A 16,187-nucleotide genomic window follows, 5' to 3' on the forward strand; every position below is an offset into this window, starting at 1 on the left:
GGGGGCCAGCCCCCGAACCCCCGCTCCTGAAACGCCGGAGGGGCTGAAGTACCCAGCCCGTCCGGCGTTTGAGGACGAGGTCGTTCAGGCCGATAGCGGGGGTCTGGGGGGCGCAGCCCCCAGAAGGGACGGGAATGGGTAGGGGCGGCGGGGGCGAAAGAGGCCCTGCCGGACGCACCGGTCACCCGATCAACGTCCGGCCCCCCTCCAGCATCAGCGTCGCCCCGGTCAGATACACCATGTCGTCGCTGACGAGTGCGGCCACCGCGCGGCCGATGTCCGCCTCCGGGGCTCCGAGCCGGCCCAACGGAATCTCGTGGGCGAGCTCCGACGCCTTCTGCGGGTGCGCGGCCAGGTACTCCTCCGCCGCCGGACTGAGCGCGGCGGGGCAGACGACGTTCACGCGGATCCCGTACGCACCCCACTCCCTCGCGGCAACCCGGGTCAGCCCCCGGATCGCCTCCTTGGCCATCGCGTAGGCCGCGAAGGTCACTTCTCCCTGCACGGCGGCCGAGGAGCCGAGATTCACGACGCTCCCGCGGCTGTCCCTGAGGTGGGGCAGGGCCGCCTGCATCGCATGGAACACGGCCAACGGCCCGCTGCGATAGGTGAGTTCGACGTCCTCGTACGACGTCTTCTCCAGCCGGCGCTGGACCGAGGACTGGGCGTTGTTGACGAGCACGTCGAGCCCGCCGAACTCCCGTACCGTCTCGGCCACCATGCGGTCGACGTCGCCGCGCTCGCCCACATCGCCGACCACGAGGTGCGCCCTGCCGCCACGCTCGGCGATCTCCCCGGCGGTGTCCTTCAGCTTCTCCTCGGTACGGCCGGTGATCACCACGGCCGCCCCCTCGGCGGCCAGCGCGAGCGCGATACCGCGGCCGACCCCCTGTCCTCCGCCGGTGACGAGAGCCGTCTTCCCGGCCAGCCGTGTGCCTCGCTGCATCACATGTCCTTCCAGAAGGGCGCCCATGAGGGAAAGGCGTCCGGCAGCGCCGGTTCTCCGGACCCCTCCCAGCCGTTGAAGCCCACGGCCTGAGGACGCTCGGTCACGTCGGCCGCGTACCAGTGCTGCTCGCGGCGGCGGGAGAAGTACCACTCGCCGTCCACGCGCGCGTAGTCGTCCCGGTAGCAGATCGCCATCACGATCCACCGGTCCCCCACCTCGTGCTCGGCGCGGCAGTAGACGGCACCGGTCGCCGTGTCGCGGTCGGCGAACTCGATGCGGTGGCCGCAGATCTGGTGCACCGACCGGCGGAAGCCCCGGACGAGAGGCTCGATGTACGCCCGCAGCGCTTCGCGGCCCCGGCCGTGCCGCCCCATCTCCACGTCCGGCCGGAAGCAGCAGGCCCAGGCGTCGAGGTCTCGGGCGTCCACGGCGAGCGCGTAGCGGATGGGCAGTTGCTCGATGGCGAGGTGCGACTCGACGCGGTCGATGCGGTCCTCCAAGGACCGTCCCGCACCCTGCAGTTGCTGATCCGCGGCGTCGCTCATGGCCGGGGCTCCTTCGGCAGGCCGAGGACCTGTTCCCCGATGATGTTGCGCTGGATCTCGCTCGACCCGCCGTAGATCGTCTCCGCGAGCGACAGCAGGAAGGAGCGCTGCCGGGTGTCCAGGCCGTAGTCCTCGCCGACGATCTGCCCGGCGGGGCCGGCCAACTCCATGGCCAGATGGCCGAGTTGCTGGTGCCGGGTCGAGGCGTACAGCTTGGCCGTGGTGGCCTGCGGTCCCGGCGGGCGGCCCGCGGTCAGTTCGGCGATGGTCCGCAGGTTGGTGGTGCGCATGATGCGTACGGAGATCCAGGCGTCCACGATCCGGCGGCGCAGCATCGGGTCGTCGAGCGCGCCCCGCTCGCGGGCCAGGCCGATCAGGGCCTCGGCCTCCCGCTCGAAGGTGAGCTGCTGGGGCAGCAGGGTGGTGCCGCGTTCGATGCCGAGGGTGGCCATCGCCGTGCGCCAGCCCTGGCCGACCTCGCCCACGACCATGTCGGCGTCGGTGCGTGCGTCGGAGAGGAAGACCTCGGCGAACTCGTCCTGGCCCGCGAGGTTGCGGATGGGCCGGATCTCCACGCCCGGCTGGTCGGCCGGGACGAGCAGCATCGTCAGTCCCTTGTGCCGCCGGGAGTCGGGGTCGGTGCGGGTGAGGACGTAGAGCCAGTCGGCGTGGATACCGAAGGAGGTCCACACCTTCTGCCCGTTGACCACCCACTCGCCCCCGCTCTCGACTCCGGTCGGGCGGGAGGTGCCCTCGAAGGACGTGCTCCCGTAGTCGCGCTCGGCCCTCGTGCGCACGGAGGCCAGATCGGAGCCGGCGCCCGGTTCGCTGAAGCCCTGGCCCCAGAGTTCCTCGACGGAGAGGATCGGCGGCAGGAAGCGTTTCCGCTGCGCCTCGCTGCCCATCTTCAGGAGCATCGGGCCGAGCAGGTCGAGGGCGTTGCCGGTGGCCCGGTAGGGGGCGTTCGCGCGGGCGTACTCGTACTCGAAGACGATCTCCTCAAGGAGCCCGAGCCCCCGTCCGCCGTACTCCTGCGGCCAGCCGACCCCCAGCCAGTTCCCGGCCGCCAGCTCGCGGTCCCAGGCGAGGCGGACCTCCCAGGCCGCCCCGTCGGTGGGGCCGCCCACGCCCCGGTGCTCGGCGAACTCCCCCACGAGGTGTTCGGCCAGCCAGTCCCGCAGCTCGTCGCGGAAGTCGCGTACCGCGGGTCCGAAGTCCAGCTCCATGCCAGCTCCTTTGCCGGTGATCAGATGCCGAGCCGGGCGGCGAGCAGCTCCCGGTGGTACGACGGCGTGCCGAGCAGCACCTCGGAGCTCTTGGCCCGCTTGAGGTACAGGTGCGCGGGGTGCTCCCAGGTGAAGCCGATGCCGCCGTGGACCTGGATGTTGTCGCCGGCCACCTTCGTGAAGGCCTCCGAGCAGAACGCCTGGGCAACGGCCGCCGAGATCGCGGTCTCCGCCTCGTCGCCCGCGCCGAGCGCCCACAGTCCGCCGTAGGCGGCCGAGCGGGCGGACTCGATCTCCACGAGCATGTCGGCGCACTTGTGCTTGATCCCCTGGAACGAGCCGATGGGCCGTCCGTACTGCTCGCGGATCCTGGCGTACTCCACGGCGGCGTCCAGCGCGGCGCCCGCTCCCCCGACCTGTTCGACGGCCAGCAGTACGGAGGCTGTGGCGAGGGTGCGTTCGAGGGCCGGCCAGGCCGATCCTTCGGGGCCCAACAGGCGGGCCGGCGTTTTCGTGAACTCCACCCGGGCCTGCTTGCGTGTCTGGTCGAGCGTCGGCAGGGGCGTACGAGCGAGGCCCGGTGCTTCCGCCGCGACGCCGAAGAGGCTGATGCCGGAGGGGGTGCGGGCGGCGACCAGGAGCAGGTCGGCGAGGTGTCCGTCGAGGACGTACGTCTTCACGCCGGTCAGCCGCCAACCGCCCGCCTCGTCATGGGCGCTGAGCCGGATGCCCGCCTCGTCCCACCGGCCGCTCTCCTCGGTGAGCGCGAGCGTGGCCACGGTCTCGCCGGACGCGATACCGGGAAGAAGATCGCCGCGGGCCCTCTCGTCGTCGCAGCGCAGCAGCGTCTCGGCGGCCAGGGCGACGGTGGCGAAGTACGGCGCGCACAGCAGCGCGCGGCCCGTCTCCTCGAAGACGACACCGAGGTCGACGTAGCCGAAGCCCGAGCCGCCGTACTTCTCCGGCACGGCGAGTCCCTGCAGGCCGATCTCCGTGGCCATCCGCCGCCAGACGACCGGGTCGTACCCGGTCGGGTCCGCGGCCAGGCGGCGCACGTCGGCCTCCGTGGCGTGCTTGGTGAGGAACGACCGTACGACCTTGCGCAGTTCGTCCTGTTCCACGCTGAAGGTGAGATCCATGCCGCGCTTCCCGTCCTCGGTGCGAAGCGGTTGCCGCCTGCTTGCTAGCCACTCCTCGATACAGTTAGATAATTATAGTATCCGCACTGAATACACCAGGAGCGCGACGTGACCGATCTCTACGACCAGTTCACGAGCCTGACGTTCGAGCGGCCCGCGTCCGGCGTGCTCCGTATCGTGCTCGACGCCCCGAACCTCAACGCCGTGGATCCTCGGATGCACGGTGAGCTCGCCGATGTGTGGCCTGTCGTGGACCGTGACGAACAGACGCGTGCGGTGCTGGTCCAGGGAGCGGGCAAGGCGTTCTCGGCCGGCGGGACCTTCGACTCCATCGAGGCCATGACCGGGGACTACGCGGTGCGGGCCCGGGTCATGCGCGAGGCACGGGACATGGTGTACGGGGTGATCAACTGCTCCAAGCCGGTGGTCTCCGCGATTCACGGCCCGGCGGTCGGCGCCGGGCTGGTCGTCGGCATGCTGGCGGACATCTCCATCGCCGGGCGCAGGGCGAAGATCGTCGACGGGCACACGCGCCTCGGGGTCGCCGCCGGTGATCACGCCGCCATCTGCTGGCCGCTGCTGTGCGGCATGGCCAAGGCCAAGTACTACCTGCTGACCTGCGAGACGCTCACCGGCGAGGAGGCCGAGCGCATCGGCCTGGTGTCGAAGTGCGTGGACGACGAGGACGTACACCCGGAGGGTCTGCGTGTGGCGACCGCCCTGGCCGCCGGGCCCGCCAGCGCCGTCAGCTGGACCAAGCGGTCCCTCAACCACTGGTACCGCACCGCTCAGCCGATCTTCGAGGCCTCGCTGGGTCTGGAGTTCTTCGGGTTCGGCGGGCACGAGGTCGTCGAAGGGCTGGCCGCCCATCGCGAGAAGCGCGCCCCGGACTTCGAGGGCGTGGCGGACAAGCACCCGATCGACCTCTGACCGACGGACGCCCACCGACCGACGCCCAGAGACACCGGCTGACACCCACTGACACCCGCAGACGCCTGCGAACGCCACGAATGCCTGAGGAGCCGCCATGACTTCGGAGCACACCGCCACCGAGATCCCACCGCTGGTCAAGGGAATGACGTACGAGGAAATGCCGAAGGGCCAGGTCTTCCGGACCGCCCGCCGCACTGTCACCGAGACGGACCTGGTCAACTTCATCACCTGGGGCGGCTTCAACGAGCCGCTCTTCTGGGACGCCTCGCACGCCGCGGACGGCGGCTACACGGGCCGGCTGGTCCCGGGGGCGCTGACATACTGCATCGCCGAGGGACTCGTACTCCAGACGAACGTGCTGCACGGTACGGGCCTGGCCTTCCTGCACATGGAGCTGACGGTGCAGGGACCGGTGTACGTCGGCGACACGCTGTACGCCGTCGTGGAGACCACGGACTCCCGCCCCTCCAGCAAGCCCGGCCGGGGCGTGGTGACCAGCCGGATCACCGTACGCAACCAGCGGGACGAGGACGTGCTCGTCTACACCCCGGTGCGACTGATCCGGGGCAGGGACTACGGGGCTCCGACGCTCTGAGCCCGGGGCCCGGTCGGCACCAGCGTCAGGCCGGCCGCGGCACCGGACGGGACCGGGCTCGCGAACGCCCCTCCACGCACCCAGTCCGAGGGCATCGGCGGACGCGGCGGGGGCTCGTGGTCCGGGACCGCCATCGCGTAAAGGCGGGTGTAGCGGAACTTCGCCTCCAGGTTGTCGAGCACCGACCAGTACTCGTAGCCGCAGACGGGCACACCGCGTGCGATCACCCGGCCCAGCCAGGAGAGCCTGGCGCGCAGCAGTGCCCTGCGCCGAGCGTCGTCGCTGTGCCCCGTCTCGTCGACCAGGTCCAGATCGCCCATGCCGTTGTCGATGACGGACAACGAGGGGAGAAGCTCCCCGTACAGGTCGTGGAGGTCCGCGACGGCGTCGGCGAGCGCCTCAGGAATGAGGGGCCAGCCGTACGCAGTCGTCTCCACGTCGTCGAACGGGGTGATCGCGAAGCCGAGGCCGACGAGCAGGCGGTTGACTTCGTTGAGGGTGCCCAGGCACTTGTCGGCCGGCAGTACGTGGGGCAGGTTCTCCGGTGCGGTGACGCGGAAGGGCGTGTGCCAGGAGAGGCCCAGCATGTCCTGGGCGGTGGCGATGATCTCCAGGTCGCCGGGGTGTACGCAGCCGGTGGCCTCGACCGGTGAGACGTCGTCCTCGGTCACCATGTGCTCGCCGAGCAGCATGGGGTCCAGGAAGAGGCGGTTGGTCCAGCTCTCCAGGCGTTCCAGGGCGAGGCGGTCGAAGGGGTCGTCGGTGGCCGGGTAGCCGCCGACGAGGGTGACCGTGGTGCCGATGCGGCCGCTCGCGCCGGCCGCCCTGAGTGCCTGGGTCGCGAGTCCGTTGGCGAGCAGGATGTGATGGACCGTGGACAGGCCCGCGCGGCCGATTCCCCGGCCCGGTGTGTACATCCCGGCCACATGGTCGGCGAGGGTGGGCCCGGCCAGGTCGGTGGAGGTGATCCAGCGCGTCACGCGGTCACCGAAACGACGGCCCAGCTCAGCGGCGAAGGCGGCGAAGTGCTCCGCGGTGTCACGGGCCAGCCAGCCGCCGGAAGCCTCCAGCCAGGGCGGCAGTGACCGGTCGAGCAGCGTCAGGCCGGGCTTCAGACCGAGTTCGAGCAGCGAGTCGAGGGCGCGGTCGCAGCGGTCCAGGGCCTGCCGGTCCCAGACGCCGGGGCCGTCGGGCTGCAGCCGTGGCCAGCCGGCCACCATCCGGTGCGCGTCGGGAGTGACACCGACCAGTTGCCGGATGTCGCCGGTCCACTGCCGGAAGTGCCCGCCGCGCTCCGGCGGGGGCGGCGGCGGGGCCGCGATGGTGTCCGCGGTGGCGACTCCCCAGTCGACACCACGGAACGATTCGTACAGGAAACCATCACTCATGGTCACCGTCCGGGGCGTAATGGTTTAACGCATTCAACTGAATGAACGCCGTGCGGACGCTAACACTTCGGGGAAACTACGACAATGTTTCGGACAGATCTCATCAATTCGTAAGGCGCCGACGGACGAGCGCTCGGCCCTTGTCGAGCTTGTCGAGGCCGGTATCGATGATCTCGTGGCCGTCCCGGACCGTTGGGCAGGGTGGCGTTTCGGCCATGATCCGGTCGGGGATCGTCGAGGATCGGGGCTACTCCCCGAAGGGCCGGAACTCCTCCTCCTGCCACCAGGGGTGGACGGCCGGCATGTCCTTGCTGACCCGGCCGGGGAACTCGGGCGGCCGCTTGGCGAGGAACGACTCGACGCCCTCGACCGGGTCCGGGCCGCCGCCGATCTGGCTCATGATCCGCGAGTCGAGGCGGTGCGCGGCCATCGGGTGGGACTCGCCGAGCATCCGCCACATCATCTGGCGCGACAGGGCGACCGAGATCGCCGAGGTGTTCTCGGCGATCTCACGGGCGAGTTCGTACGCCGCCGGCAGCAGTTCCTCCGGCGAGTGGACGGAGCGGACCAGCCCGGCGGAGAGGGCCTCGTCGGGGCCGAAGACTCGGCCGGTCGCCACCCACTCCATGGCCCGCTGCATACCGACGGCCCGCGGCAGGAACCAGCTCGCGGCGGACTCCGGCACGATGCCACGGCGCGCGAAGACGAAGCCGAACTTGGCCGAGGTCGACGCCAGCCGGATGTCCATGGGCAGGGTCATGCTGGCCCCGACGCCCGCCGCCGGACCGTTGATCGCCGCGATCACCGGCTTGTTGCTGGAGTAGATCCGCAGCGCGACCCGGCCGCCGGTGTCCCGGTGCCAGGCGCCCGCCCTGCGACGGTCGAAGGACGAGCCGCCGGAGCTGACGTCGGCGCCCGCGCAGAAGCCACGGCCGGCTCCGGTCACCACCACCACGCGCACCTCGTCGTCGGCGTCGGCCGCGTCCAGGACGTCCAGCAGGTCGCGCATCATCTGCGGATTGAAGGCGTTCAGCTTCGCCGGCCGGTTGAGGGTGACCGTGAGAATCCGGTCCGTCACCTCGGCCCGCACGGTCTCGTACTCCTGCTCCGGCATACGCGTCCTCCGTCAGCCTCGTCGCCTCGCGGCCGGCCTCGTCACTCTGCGACCGGTTCCCAGTTAGCTTAATTAGTTATAGCATTACACTCTACTGACTCATTGATGGATTGCGGCGGTGTGGACATGACTGAACCGGCGGATCTGGTGGTGACCTCCCACGGGGCGGTCCGGCTGATCGAGCTGAACCGGCCGGAACAGCTCAACTCGATGAGCGAGGAGCTGCACTCCGGTCTCGCGTCGGTGTGGGACACACTCGCCGACGATCCCGAGGCACGAGTGGTCGTACTCACCGGTCGCGGCCGGGCGTTCAGCGCCGGGGGCAACTTCGACATCATGACCCGGGTCCAGCGCGACCCGGCTTTCCGGGAGCGGAACGTCGACGAGGCACGGCGGATCATCACCGGCATGGTCCGCTGCCCGCTGCCGGTGATCGCGGCGGTCAACGGGCCCGCCGTGGGCCTCGGCTGCAGCCTTGCCCTGCTGAGCGACCTCGTACTGATCGCCGACGACGCCTACATCAGCGATCCGCACGTCCAGGTCGGGCTGGTCGCGGGCGACGGCGGAGCACTCGTCCTGCCGCTGCTGGTCGGTCTGACCCGGGCGAAGGAACTGCTGTTCCTCGGCGACCGGATCGTCGCCGAGGAGGCCGTCCGGCTGGGCATCGCCAACCGCGTCGTGCCGAAGGACAAGCTGCTGGACGAGGCCATGGACCTGGCCAGGCGGCTGGCCGCTCTGCCCGCGCGGGCGCTGCGCGAGACCAAGCGGGCGGTGAACCTACATCTCGAGCAGGCCATGGACTCCGTGCTGGAACCTGCCCTGCTCGCCGAGCGGGACACCATGCACGACCCGGATCACATCGCCGTCGTGGAGAAGATCATCGCGTCGCGCGGCCGGCGCTGAGCGAGAAGCCGGAAAGGAGCAGTCGGGTGGACTTCGCGTTCAGCGATGAGCAGGAGGAACTGCGGCGCACGGTAAGGGCGTTCCTCGCGGACACCTCCCCCGAGACCGAGGTTCGGCGCCTGATGGAGACCCCTGAGGGCTTCGACCGGGCACTGTGGCGCCGTATGGGAACGGAGCTCGGCCTCCAAGGCCTGGCCGTCCCCGAGGAGTACGGCGGTGCGGGATGCGGGCCGGTCGAAGTCGGCGTCGTCATGGAGGAGTTGGGGCGGGCTCTGCTGTGCGCGCCGTTCCTCGCCTCGGCCGTACTGGCGACCACCACGCTGCTGCGCTGCGACGACGAGGACGCCCGCAAGCGGCTGCTGCCTGGCCTGGCCTCCGGCGAGTTGGTCGGAACGCTGGCCCTCACCGAGGACTCCGTCCGCTGGGACTCCGAGGGAATCCGGCTCACCGCCCATGAGTCGGCGGGGAGTTGGCTGCTGACCGGGCACAAGATGTTCGTGCTCGACGGCGCCGCCGCCGATGTCGTCCTCACCGTGGCCCGTACCGGTGAAGGCATCGGCGTGTTCTGGGTGGACGGCGACGCGGCCGGGCTGACCCGTGAGCCTTTGCCCACGATGGACCCCACGCGCAGGCAGGCACGCCTCGACTACCAGGACGTACCGGCGACCCGGCTCCGTACGAGCGGCGGTGACGGCTGGGACCTGGTGTCGGGCGTACTCGACCGGGCCGCGGTGGCGCTGGCCGCCGAGCAGGTCGGAGTGGCCTCCCGCGCGCTCGACATGGCGGTGGAGTACGCCAAGGTGCGGCACCAGTTCGGGCGGCCCATCGGCTCGTTCCAGGCCGTCAAGCACCTCCTGGCGGACGTCCTGCTGGAGGTGGAGTCGGCCCGCGCCGCCGCGCACTACGCGCTGCTCGCGGCCGAGAACGAGGACCCGGAACTGCCCGCCGTGGCAAGCCTGGCAAAGACGTTCTGCTCCGACGCCTGTCTGCAGGCGACGGAACAGAACATCCAGGTCCACGGAGGCATCGGATTCACCTGGGAGCACCCGGCCCACCTCTATCTGAAGCGGGCCAAGACATCACAACTGCTGTTCGGCGATCCGACGTACCACCGGGAACTGCTCGCACAGCGCATCGGCATGGACAGCAGCACGAACGCGGTCGGAGGAGCGGTATGAAGGTCGACGGGAAGCTCAACGTGTGGCGCACCGCCGAGGTGGTCGAGGAGGCCCGGCACCACGAGCAGGCGGGCTACGACGGCCTGTGGGCCTCGGAGTCCAAGCACGACCCGTTCCTGCCGCTGCTGCTCGCGGCCGAGCACACCGACCGGCTTGAGGTCGGTACGGCCATCGCGGTGGCCTTCGCCCGCTCGCCCATGCAACTCGCCTACACCGCCCACGACTTGCAGACCTATTCCGGCGGACGGTTCGTGCTGGGCCTCGGCAGCCAGATCAAGCCGCACATCGAGCGGCGCTTCGCCATGCCGTGGAGCCGGCCCGCGGCCCGGATGCGGGAGTACGTGAGCGCGCTGCGCGCCATCTGGGCTGCCTGGAACGAGGGCGAGAAGCTCGACTTCCGCGGCGACTTCTACACGCACACGCTGATGTCCCCGTTCTTCTCTCCCCCGCCCGCTCCCGGAGGCGCGCCCCAGGTCTTCGTGGCCGCCGTCGGGGAGGCGATGACCCGGGTGGCGGGCGAGGTGGCGGACGGACTCCTCGCGCACGGCTTCACCACCGAGCGGTATCTGCGGGAGGTCACTCTGCCGACCGTCGAGGCCGGGCTGGCGAAGTCGGGCCGTGCGCGCGGCGACTTCTCCGTCTCCCATCTGCTGCTGACCGCGACCGGGCGCACCGAGGAGGAGTTGGCCCGCGCGGTGGACGGCACCCGGCGCCAGATCGCGTTCTACGGCAGCACCCCCGCCTACCGCGGTGTCCTGGAGCTGCACGGCTGGGGCGAACTCGGCGACGAGCTCAACGCGTTGTCGAAGTCGGACCGCGACGACAAGTGGGAGGCGATGGGCCGACTCGTCGACGACGACGTACTGCACACCTTCGCCGTGGTGGCCGAGCCGCAGCACGTGGCGGCCGAGATCCGCTGCCGGTACGGGTCACTGGTCGACCGGGTGTCCTTCTACACCGCGTACGAGATCGACGCCGAGGTCTGGGAGCCGATCGTGCAGGAACTGCACGGCACCTGACGGCTGCCTGTCAGTCGGTCACCGTCGGGTCAGCCGAGCAGGTCCAGGACCGTCGTCATGGACCTGCTCTGGAGCAGGTAGTCCTCGGCCTCCTGGAGGTGGACGCGCCACAGCTCCTCGGCGGCCTCGGCCCGGCGGGCGGCCACCAGCTCGACGAGCGCGCCGTGGGCGCGGAAGCCGCGGCGATTGGCCCGTACGTTCTCGGGGCTGCCCGCGTCGAGGTCGACGTGGGACCAGTTGGCCTGGTCGATGATGTGCCGGACCATGCCGTTGAGGACGCTCAGCGTCTCGTTGCCCGCGAGTTCGACGACGAGCGCGTGGAACTCCATGTGGGCGCGGATGAAGGCCGACGGGTCGTCCATCAGCGCTTCGGCCTCGGTGACGGCGGCCCGCAGCCGCTCCAGGTTCTCGTCCGTGCGACGCTCGGCGAGCAGCCCGGCGCACGGCGCCTCGATGACCGTACGGGCGTCGTAGACGTCCTTGAGGGTCGTGCCCCGGTATTCGAGGACCACCCCGGCGTAGCGGGCGGCGACGGTGCCCTCGGGGATCTGCACGCGGGCCCCGCCCCTGGCTCCCCTGCGCACGCTGATCAGCGACTCCGACTCCAGTACCCGGAACGCCTCGCGCAGCGTCGGCCTGGAGACGGCGAACTCCTCCATCAACGCCGTCTCGGCCGGCAGAGCCTCCCCCTCCGTCAGCTCCCCGCGCACGATCTTGCGGCGCAGTTGTGCCGCCACCAGCTCGGCCATCTTGGGAACCCGTACCGGCGTGTTCGTCACCGCGCCCACCTCCACGCTCATTCGGTTGTCAGTCGCTCGTGTCTTGTGTCCGGCACGAAATACGGGAGCGTGATCTCGTCCGTGAAGGCACGGAAGTCCACGCGTACGCGCATACCGATGACGACGTCGTCCGGATCGCCGGCGTCGACGTGCGAGAGCAGGGTGGCGCCGTCGTCGAGGTCGATCACGGCGAGCGCGAAGGGTGTGTCGAAGCCGGGGCCGGGCGCCCGGTGGACGACGGTCACCGAGTAGACGGCCCCGCGTCCCGCGCTGGGCACGTACCGCCAGTCCCGGGACATACAGCCGGGGCACGCGGGTTCGGGCACGAAGAAGCGCAGGCCGCAGCTCGTGCAGCGGGGCACGACCAGGTCTCCGCGCCCGGCCGCGTCCCAGAACGGCCGGGACAGCGGGGTGGGGACGGGTACGGGCCGGCTCATCGGGTCCTCCCCAGCACGCTCATCTCGTAGTGCTGCGCCCCGGATCCGGCGTTGCCGACGACCGCCAGCTCCGCGCCCTCGACCTGGTGCACCGCGCTGCCGCGCAACTGGCGTACGGCCTCGACGACCTTGAGCGTCATCTGCTGTGTCCCGTTCCACGCGTATGCCAGGCAGCCGCCGTCCGGATTGACGGGATGCTTGCCGCCGACGGCGACGGCGCCACTGGCTGCCAGCGGTCCGCCCTCCCCCTCGCCGCACAGGCCGAGGATCTCCAACTGCCTGATGATCTCGAAGGAGTTGGGGTCGTAGAGGGAGAACACGTCCACGTCGTGCGGGCCGATGCCGGCCATCGCGTAGGCGCGGGAGGCGGCGTCACGGCCCAGCTGCCCGACCTCCCGGTGCAGCGCCGGATTGGCGTACGCGGCCTGGTGGTACTCCATGCCTCCGCCGAGTACGGCGACGGGCGGGTGGGGCAGGTCACGGGCCCGTTCGGCGGTGGTCACCACGAGTGCGGCGCCCCCTTCGCCGACGATGCAGCAGTCCAGCAGGTGGAAGGGTGTGGCGACCATGCGGGAGGCGAGCACGTCGTCGGCGGTGTACGGGCCGCGGCCGTACATCATCGCCTCGGGGTTGGTCGTGCCGTTGTTGCGGATCGTCGCCGCGACCTCGGCCAACTGGCGGGCCGTGGTCCCGTATTCGTGCATGTGCCGTGCCGCGACCAGCGCGAACTGCGCGACCACGTAGCTGCCCCACACATCGGCGAACTCCAGCGGTACACCGGCCCCGACGGGACCTGCCCCGCGCGCGACCAGCTTGCAGCCGCCGACCACGACGGTGTCCGCGAGTCCGGCCCGTACGGCCGCCGCCGCTTTCAGCAGGCCCCGGGAGCCCGCGTTGTCGAGCATCGAGTCGCTGGTCCAGCGAAGGTCCCGGCCGAGCATGCGCGCCCATGAGCTGCCCTCGCCGGGTACGCCGCCGGGACCTGGCCAGTCGACCTGTGCGCCGTCGACGTCCGCCGGAGTCAGCCCGGCGTCGGCGATCGCTCCGGACACCGCGTCGAGGGCGAGGTCCATGGCATCACGGTCGGGGAGGCTCAGCGCCTGTTCGGTGGCGTGGATGCCGGCCACCACGGGCACGCGGTCGTTCACGGGGTCACCGTCCCGCGCCCAGCGTGTCGCCGCCGGGATAGCCGCCACCGCCGAACCGCTCGTCGAGTGCCTCGTAGTCCTTGGCGAAGTCCTTGGTGCGGGGCAGGGCCTCGACGAACTCCACCGTCTTCGGCTTCTTGTACGAGGCGATGCGCGACCGGCAGTGCTCGACGATGTCCGCTGCCGTGACCCCGTCGGCGTCCTGGTGGAGCACGACGACCGCCTTGACGTCCTGGGCCCAGCGTTCGTTGGGCACGCCGATCACGGCGGCCTCCTTCACCGCGGGATGGGACTCGACGCAGTTCTCCACCTCGGCGGGGAAGATGTTCTCGGCAGCCGACTTGAGCATGCGGGTCGTCGTCCCGAGGAAGCTGATCGTGCCGTCGGGCTCACGCCGTCCGAGGTCGGTGGTGTGCCACCAGCCGAAGCGGAAGCGCTCCTCGTTGATCTCCGGGCGGTTCCAGTAGCCGAGGTGCACGAGGTCGCCGCGGACGCAGATCTCGCCGGCCTCACCGATCGCGCACTCCTTGCCGGCGCTGTCCAGGATGCGCACGGCACTGAAGGGTCCCGGTCGTCCCGCGTTGCCTGCGCCCGAGCCGCCATGGGCGCCGGTCACGGCGAACCCGGTCACCTCCGTCTGCCCATAACCGCGGCCTTCGCCACCGCCGTTGCGGGTGAAGCGGCTCTGGTCCGTGGGCACGGTGCCCTGCCACAGGGGTGCGGCGACACTGGCCCGCAGATGGGAGAGGTCGTGGCCTGCCTCGCGGTTCAGGGTGACGAGCTGCGCGATGGTCGGGGGCATCAGATACGCGTGGGTGCACTGCTCCGCCGCCAGCAGCGGGAGCAGTTCCTCGGCGATCACGCGGCGGACGATGACGTTCTTGCCGCCGTGGACGAAGGCCGGGACGCCCCAGAACTGGTAGTTGCCGATGTGGAACATCGGTCCGGCGCCGAGGAAGGCGGTCTCCCGGCCGATGTCGCCCATCCAGGCGCTGCTCGTACCCATGGCGAGCAGGTTGCGGTGCGAGAGCATCGAGCCGGACTGCCGTCCGGTGATCGCGGCGGTGTAGATGACCAGGAGCGCGGAGTCCGGGTCGACATCGACGGACGGGTCCTCGGGCGACCCGGAGGCCAGGAAGGACTCGTAGGAGTCGGGTCCCGCAGCGCTCGCGGCGCCTGAAGCGCCCTTGATGTCATGCCGCAGCCACAACGCCCGGTGGTCGCTGCCCAGTTCGGCTCGCGCCTTGCCCACCGTGTCGCCGATCTCCTCGTCCTGCCAGACGACGACCTTGGGGTCGAAGTCCTCGACCGCGAAGGCCATTTCCGGAGCCGCCCACCGCCAGTACCCGGGACAGACCATGGCGCCGACCTTTGCGGCGGCTCCGAGCAGCTCCCAGATCCGGAAGGAGTTCTGTCCCAGCCACAGGATGCGGTCGCCCGGGCCGACCCCGGCATCCGTGAGGGCGTGGGCGAGCCGGTTGGTGCGCTCGTCCAACTCGGGCCAGGTCAGCCGGACTTCGCCGTCCACGAGGGCGACGCCGTCGGGGAAGGACCTTCGGTGCTCGCGGATGATGTCGCCGAGCGTCAGGCGGCGGGCGGAATGCATGCTCATGGCTCCAAAGGCTTCGGAAGGTGAGGGTCAGACGCGGCCGATGCCGACACCCTTGACGTTGATGAACTCCTCCAGGCCGGCCTTGCCGCCTTCCCGCCCGAACCCACTGAGGCCGACGCCACCGAAGGGCGTGGCGGGCGAAGTGATGGGATTCGGCCCGGGGTTGACGTAGACCGTGCCGGCCCTCAGGCGCGGCACCAGGCGGTTGACGCGCGCGATGTCACGGGACTGGATGTAGGCGGACAGGCCGTACTCGCTGTCGTTGGCCAGGGCGACGGCCTCGTCCTCGGTGTCGAACGGGGTGATGGCCAGTACCGGGCCGAAGATCTCCTGCTGGGCGAGGTCGCTGCGGTTGTCGACGTCCGCGAAGACCGTCGGGGACACGAAGTAGCCGTCGGAGTCGATGCGTTCACCGCCGAACACGAGCCGGCCCGAGCCTCCCTGGACGGCCTTGTCGATCACGCCCTGGACGCGGTCGCGGGCGGCTTCGTTGATGAGGGGGCCGATGTACGTCGTCGGGTCGAGCGGGTCACCGACGGGCAGGTGAGCCACGACCCCGGCGACACGCGCGACGACCTCGTCGTAGATCGGCCGCTCGACCAGCAGCCGGGTGGGCAGTGCGCAGCCCTGCCCGGAGTTGCTCATGGCGAACGCCGCACAGTAGGGCACGACGGTGTCCAGGTCGGTGTCGGCGAAGAGCAGGTTGGCGGACTTGCCGCCCAGCTCGAACACGACAGGCTTCAGGCTCAGTGCGGCGTCGGCCATGATGCGGCGCGCGGTGGCGGGGCCACCGGTGAAGGAGATCTTGTCGACCCCGGGGTGCGTCACCAGGGCGGCGCCCGCCTCACCGAGCCCGGTGACGACGTTGATCACGCCGTCGGGGATGCCCGCCTCGCGGGCGAGATCGGCGAAGAGCAGCGCGGAGAACGGTGTCGACTCGGCCGGTTTGATGACCACGGTGTTCCCGGCGGCGAGCGACGGCGGGACCTTCATCGCCAGCGACAGGGCGGGCGAGTTCCAGGTGATGATGTGACCGATGACGCCGTAGGGTTCGGCGATGGTGTATTCGACGTTCTCGTGCGGGCTGTAGGCCGCGCCGACCATGCCCTCGATCTTGTCGGCCCAGCCCGCGTAGTACTCGGTCCACTCGGCGGCGTGCGGTCCGACGCTCGAAGCCCAACCGCCGATGCAGACGCCGTTCTCCAGCAGGCAGACGAGATCG

At 70.5% G+C, this 16,187-nt stretch carries 16 protein-coding genes; 5 read left to right on the forward strand and 11 right to left on the reverse strand.

Annotated features, from left to right (window positions below; translation table 11 throughout):
* Window positions 1–181: 181 nt before the first annotated feature.
* Genes O3Q52_RS31200 through O3Q52_RS31215 form a run of 4 tightly spaced genes read right to left on the reverse strand, consistent with a single transcriptional unit; the run spans window position 182 to window position 3,859 of the window.
* Entirely contained in the window at window positions 182–946 is a 765-nt protein-coding gene (locus O3Q52_RS31200; protein WP_269652039.1) for an SDR family NAD(P)-dependent oxidoreductase, read from the reverse strand.
* Window positions 946–1,494: a nuclear transport factor 2 family protein gene (locus O3Q52_RS31205; protein ID WP_269652040.1), complete on the reverse strand. Its 549-nt coding sequence runs from the start codon at window positions 1,492–1,494 to the stop codon at window positions 946–948. Before O3Q52_RS31205 ends, O3Q52_RS31200 begins: the two co-directional genes overlap by 1 nt.
* Window positions 1,491–2,720, reverse strand: coding sequence for an acyl-CoA dehydrogenase family protein (locus O3Q52_RS31210; RefSeq protein ID WP_269652041.1), 1,230 nt, complete (start codon window positions 2,718–2,720; stop codon window positions 1,491–1,493). Before O3Q52_RS31210 ends, O3Q52_RS31205 begins: the two co-directional genes overlap by 4 nt.
* A gap of 20 nt (window positions 2,721–2,740) precedes the next feature.
* Complete coding sequence (locus O3Q52_RS31215) at window positions 2,741–3,859, reverse strand: acyl-CoA dehydrogenase family protein (protein WP_269652042.1); 1,119 nt, start codon at window positions 3,857–3,859, stop codon at window positions 2,741–2,743.
* 108 nt (window positions 3,860–3,967) lie between these two features.
* Here O3Q52_RS31215 and O3Q52_RS31220 point away from each other — a divergent pair, with 108 nt between their 5' ends.
* The gene (locus O3Q52_RS31220; RefSeq protein WP_269652043.1) at window positions 3,968–4,789 is read left to right on the forward strand and encodes an enoyl-CoA hydratase/isomerase family protein; all 822 of its coding nucleotides are present in this window, start codon (window positions 3,968–3,970) and stop codon (window positions 4,787–4,789) included.
* Between the two features lie 97 nt (window positions 4,790–4,886).
* Complete coding sequence (locus tag O3Q52_RS31225; RefSeq protein WP_269652044.1) at window positions 4,887–5,387, forward strand: MaoC/PaaZ C-terminal domain-containing protein; 501 nt, start codon at window positions 4,887–4,889, stop codon at window positions 5,385–5,387.
* Here the strand turns inward: O3Q52_RS31225 and O3Q52_RS31230 are convergent.
* Both O3Q52_RS31230 and O3Q52_RS31235 read right to left on the reverse strand, forming a co-directional pair.
* Window positions 5,366–6,775: a family 1 glycosylhydrolase gene (locus tag O3Q52_RS31230; protein ID WP_269652045.1), complete on the reverse strand. Its 1,410-nt coding sequence runs from the start codon at window positions 6,773–6,775 to the stop codon at window positions 5,366–5,368. The genes O3Q52_RS31225 and O3Q52_RS31230 overlap by 22 nt on opposite strands.
* A 247-nt stretch (window positions 6,776–7,022) precedes the next feature.
* Complete coding sequence (locus tag O3Q52_RS31235) at window positions 7,023–7,889, reverse strand: crotonase/enoyl-CoA hydratase family protein (protein WP_269652046.1); 867 nt, start codon at window positions 7,887–7,889, stop codon at window positions 7,023–7,025.
* Between the two features lie 126 nt (window positions 7,890–8,015).
* Between O3Q52_RS31235 and O3Q52_RS31240 the strand changes: the two genes are divergently transcribed.
* The 3 genes from O3Q52_RS31240 to O3Q52_RS31250 are packed head-to-tail and all read left to right on the forward strand — an operon-like array spanning window position 8,016 to window position 10,989.
* A complete protein-coding gene (locus O3Q52_RS31240; protein WP_269652047.1) occupies window positions 8,016–8,792 on the forward strand; it encodes an enoyl-CoA hydratase/isomerase family protein in 777 nt (258 codons plus the stop codon).
* A gap of 26 nt (window positions 8,793–8,818) precedes the next feature.
* Window positions 8,819–9,970 (forward strand): acyl-CoA dehydrogenase family protein, encoded by a 1,152-nt coding sequence (locus tag O3Q52_RS31245; RefSeq protein WP_269652048.1) that lies wholly within the window; start codon window positions 8,819–8,821, stop codon window positions 9,968–9,970.
* Window positions 9,967–10,989 (forward strand): LLM class F420-dependent oxidoreductase, encoded by a 1,023-nt coding sequence (locus O3Q52_RS31250; RefSeq protein WP_269652049.1) that lies wholly within the window; start codon window positions 9,967–9,969, stop codon window positions 10,987–10,989. Before O3Q52_RS31245 ends, O3Q52_RS31250 begins: the two co-directional genes overlap by 4 nt.
* Before the next feature lie 29 nt (window positions 10,990–11,018).
* On the opposite strand, the gene O3Q52_RS31255 is transcribed toward O3Q52_RS31250, so the two are convergent.
* From O3Q52_RS31255 to O3Q52_RS31275, 5 genes are all read right to left on the reverse strand, one after another.
* Window positions 11,019–11,768, reverse strand: coding sequence for a FadR/GntR family transcriptional regulator (locus tag O3Q52_RS31255; RefSeq protein ID WP_269652050.1), 750 nt, complete (start codon window positions 11,766–11,768; stop codon window positions 11,019–11,021).
* A gap of 17 nt (window positions 11,769–11,785) precedes the next feature.
* Window positions 11,786–12,205: a Zn-ribbon domain-containing OB-fold protein gene (locus O3Q52_RS31260; protein WP_269652051.1), complete on the reverse strand. Its 420-nt coding sequence runs from the start codon at window positions 12,203–12,205 to the stop codon at window positions 11,786–11,788.
* A complete protein-coding gene (locus O3Q52_RS31265; protein ID WP_269652052.1) occupies window positions 12,202–13,353 on the reverse strand; it encodes a thiolase family protein in 1,152 nt (383 codons plus the stop codon). The genes O3Q52_RS31260 and O3Q52_RS31265 overlap by 4 nt, the downstream gene beginning before the upstream one ends.
* A gap of 4 nt (window positions 13,354–13,357) precedes the next feature.
* Window positions 13,358–14,965 carry an AMP-binding protein gene (locus O3Q52_RS31270; protein WP_269652053.1) on the reverse strand — a complete coding sequence of 536 codons (1,608 nt, stop codon included), beginning with the start codon at window positions 14,963–14,965 and terminating at the stop codon, window positions 13,358–13,360.
* Window positions 14,966–14,992: 27 nt separating this feature from the next.
* Window positions 14,993–16,187, reverse strand: a 1,195-nt coding sequence (locus O3Q52_RS31275; protein ID WP_269652054.1) for an aldehyde dehydrogenase, incomplete at its 5' end; no start/stop codon positions are given.

Origin of the sequence: Streptomyces sp. ActVer, assembly GCF_027270795.1 — a bacterium.
In the GTDB taxonomy this organism is placed as follows: domain Bacteria; phylum Actinomycetota; class Actinomycetes; order Streptomycetales; family Streptomycetaceae; genus Streptomyces; species Streptomyces umbrinus_A.

Bases quoted from the DNA above. Each gene is read 5' to 3' on its own strand.
- O3Q52_RS31200 (WP_269652039.1), bottom strand. From the start codon at position 946: ATGCAGCGAGGCACACGGCTGGCCGGGAAGACGGCTCTCGTCACCGGC.
- O3Q52_RS31205 (WP_269652040.1), bottom strand. From the start codon at position 1,494: ATGAGCGACGCCGCGGATCAGCAACTGCAGGGTGCGGGACGGTCCTTG.
- O3Q52_RS31210 (WP_269652041.1), bottom strand. From the start codon at position 2,720: ATGGAGCTGGACTTCGGACCCGCGGTACGCGACTTCCGCGACGAGCTG.
- O3Q52_RS31215 (WP_269652042.1), bottom strand. From the start codon at position 3,859: ATGGATCTCACCTTCAGCGTGGAACAGGACGAACTGCGCAAGGTCGTA.
- O3Q52_RS31225 (WP_269652044.1), top strand. From the start codon at position 4,887: ATGACTTCGGAGCACACCGCCACCGAGATCCCACCGCTGGTCAAGGGA.
- O3Q52_RS31230 (WP_269652045.1), bottom strand. From the start codon at position 6,775: ATGAGTGATGGTTTCCTGTACGAATCGTTCCGTGGTGTCGACTGGGGA.
- O3Q52_RS31235 (WP_269652046.1), bottom strand. From the start codon at position 7,889: ATGCCGGAGCAGGAGTACGAGACCGTGCGGGCCGAGGTGACGGACCGG.
- O3Q52_RS31240 (WP_269652047.1), top strand. From the start codon at position 8,016: ATGACTGAACCGGCGGATCTGGTGGTGACCTCCCACGGGGCGGTCCGG.
- O3Q52_RS31250 (WP_269652049.1), top strand. From the start codon at position 9,967: ATGAAGGTCGACGGGAAGCTCAACGTGTGGCGCACCGCCGAGGTGGTC.
- O3Q52_RS31260 (WP_269652051.1), bottom strand. From the start codon at position 12,205: ATGAGCCGGCCCGTACCCGTCCCCACCCCGCTGTCCCGGCCGTTCTGG.
- O3Q52_RS31270 (WP_269652053.1), bottom strand. From the start codon at position 14,965: ATGAGCATGCATTCCGCCCGCCGCCTGACGCTCGGCGACATCATCCGC.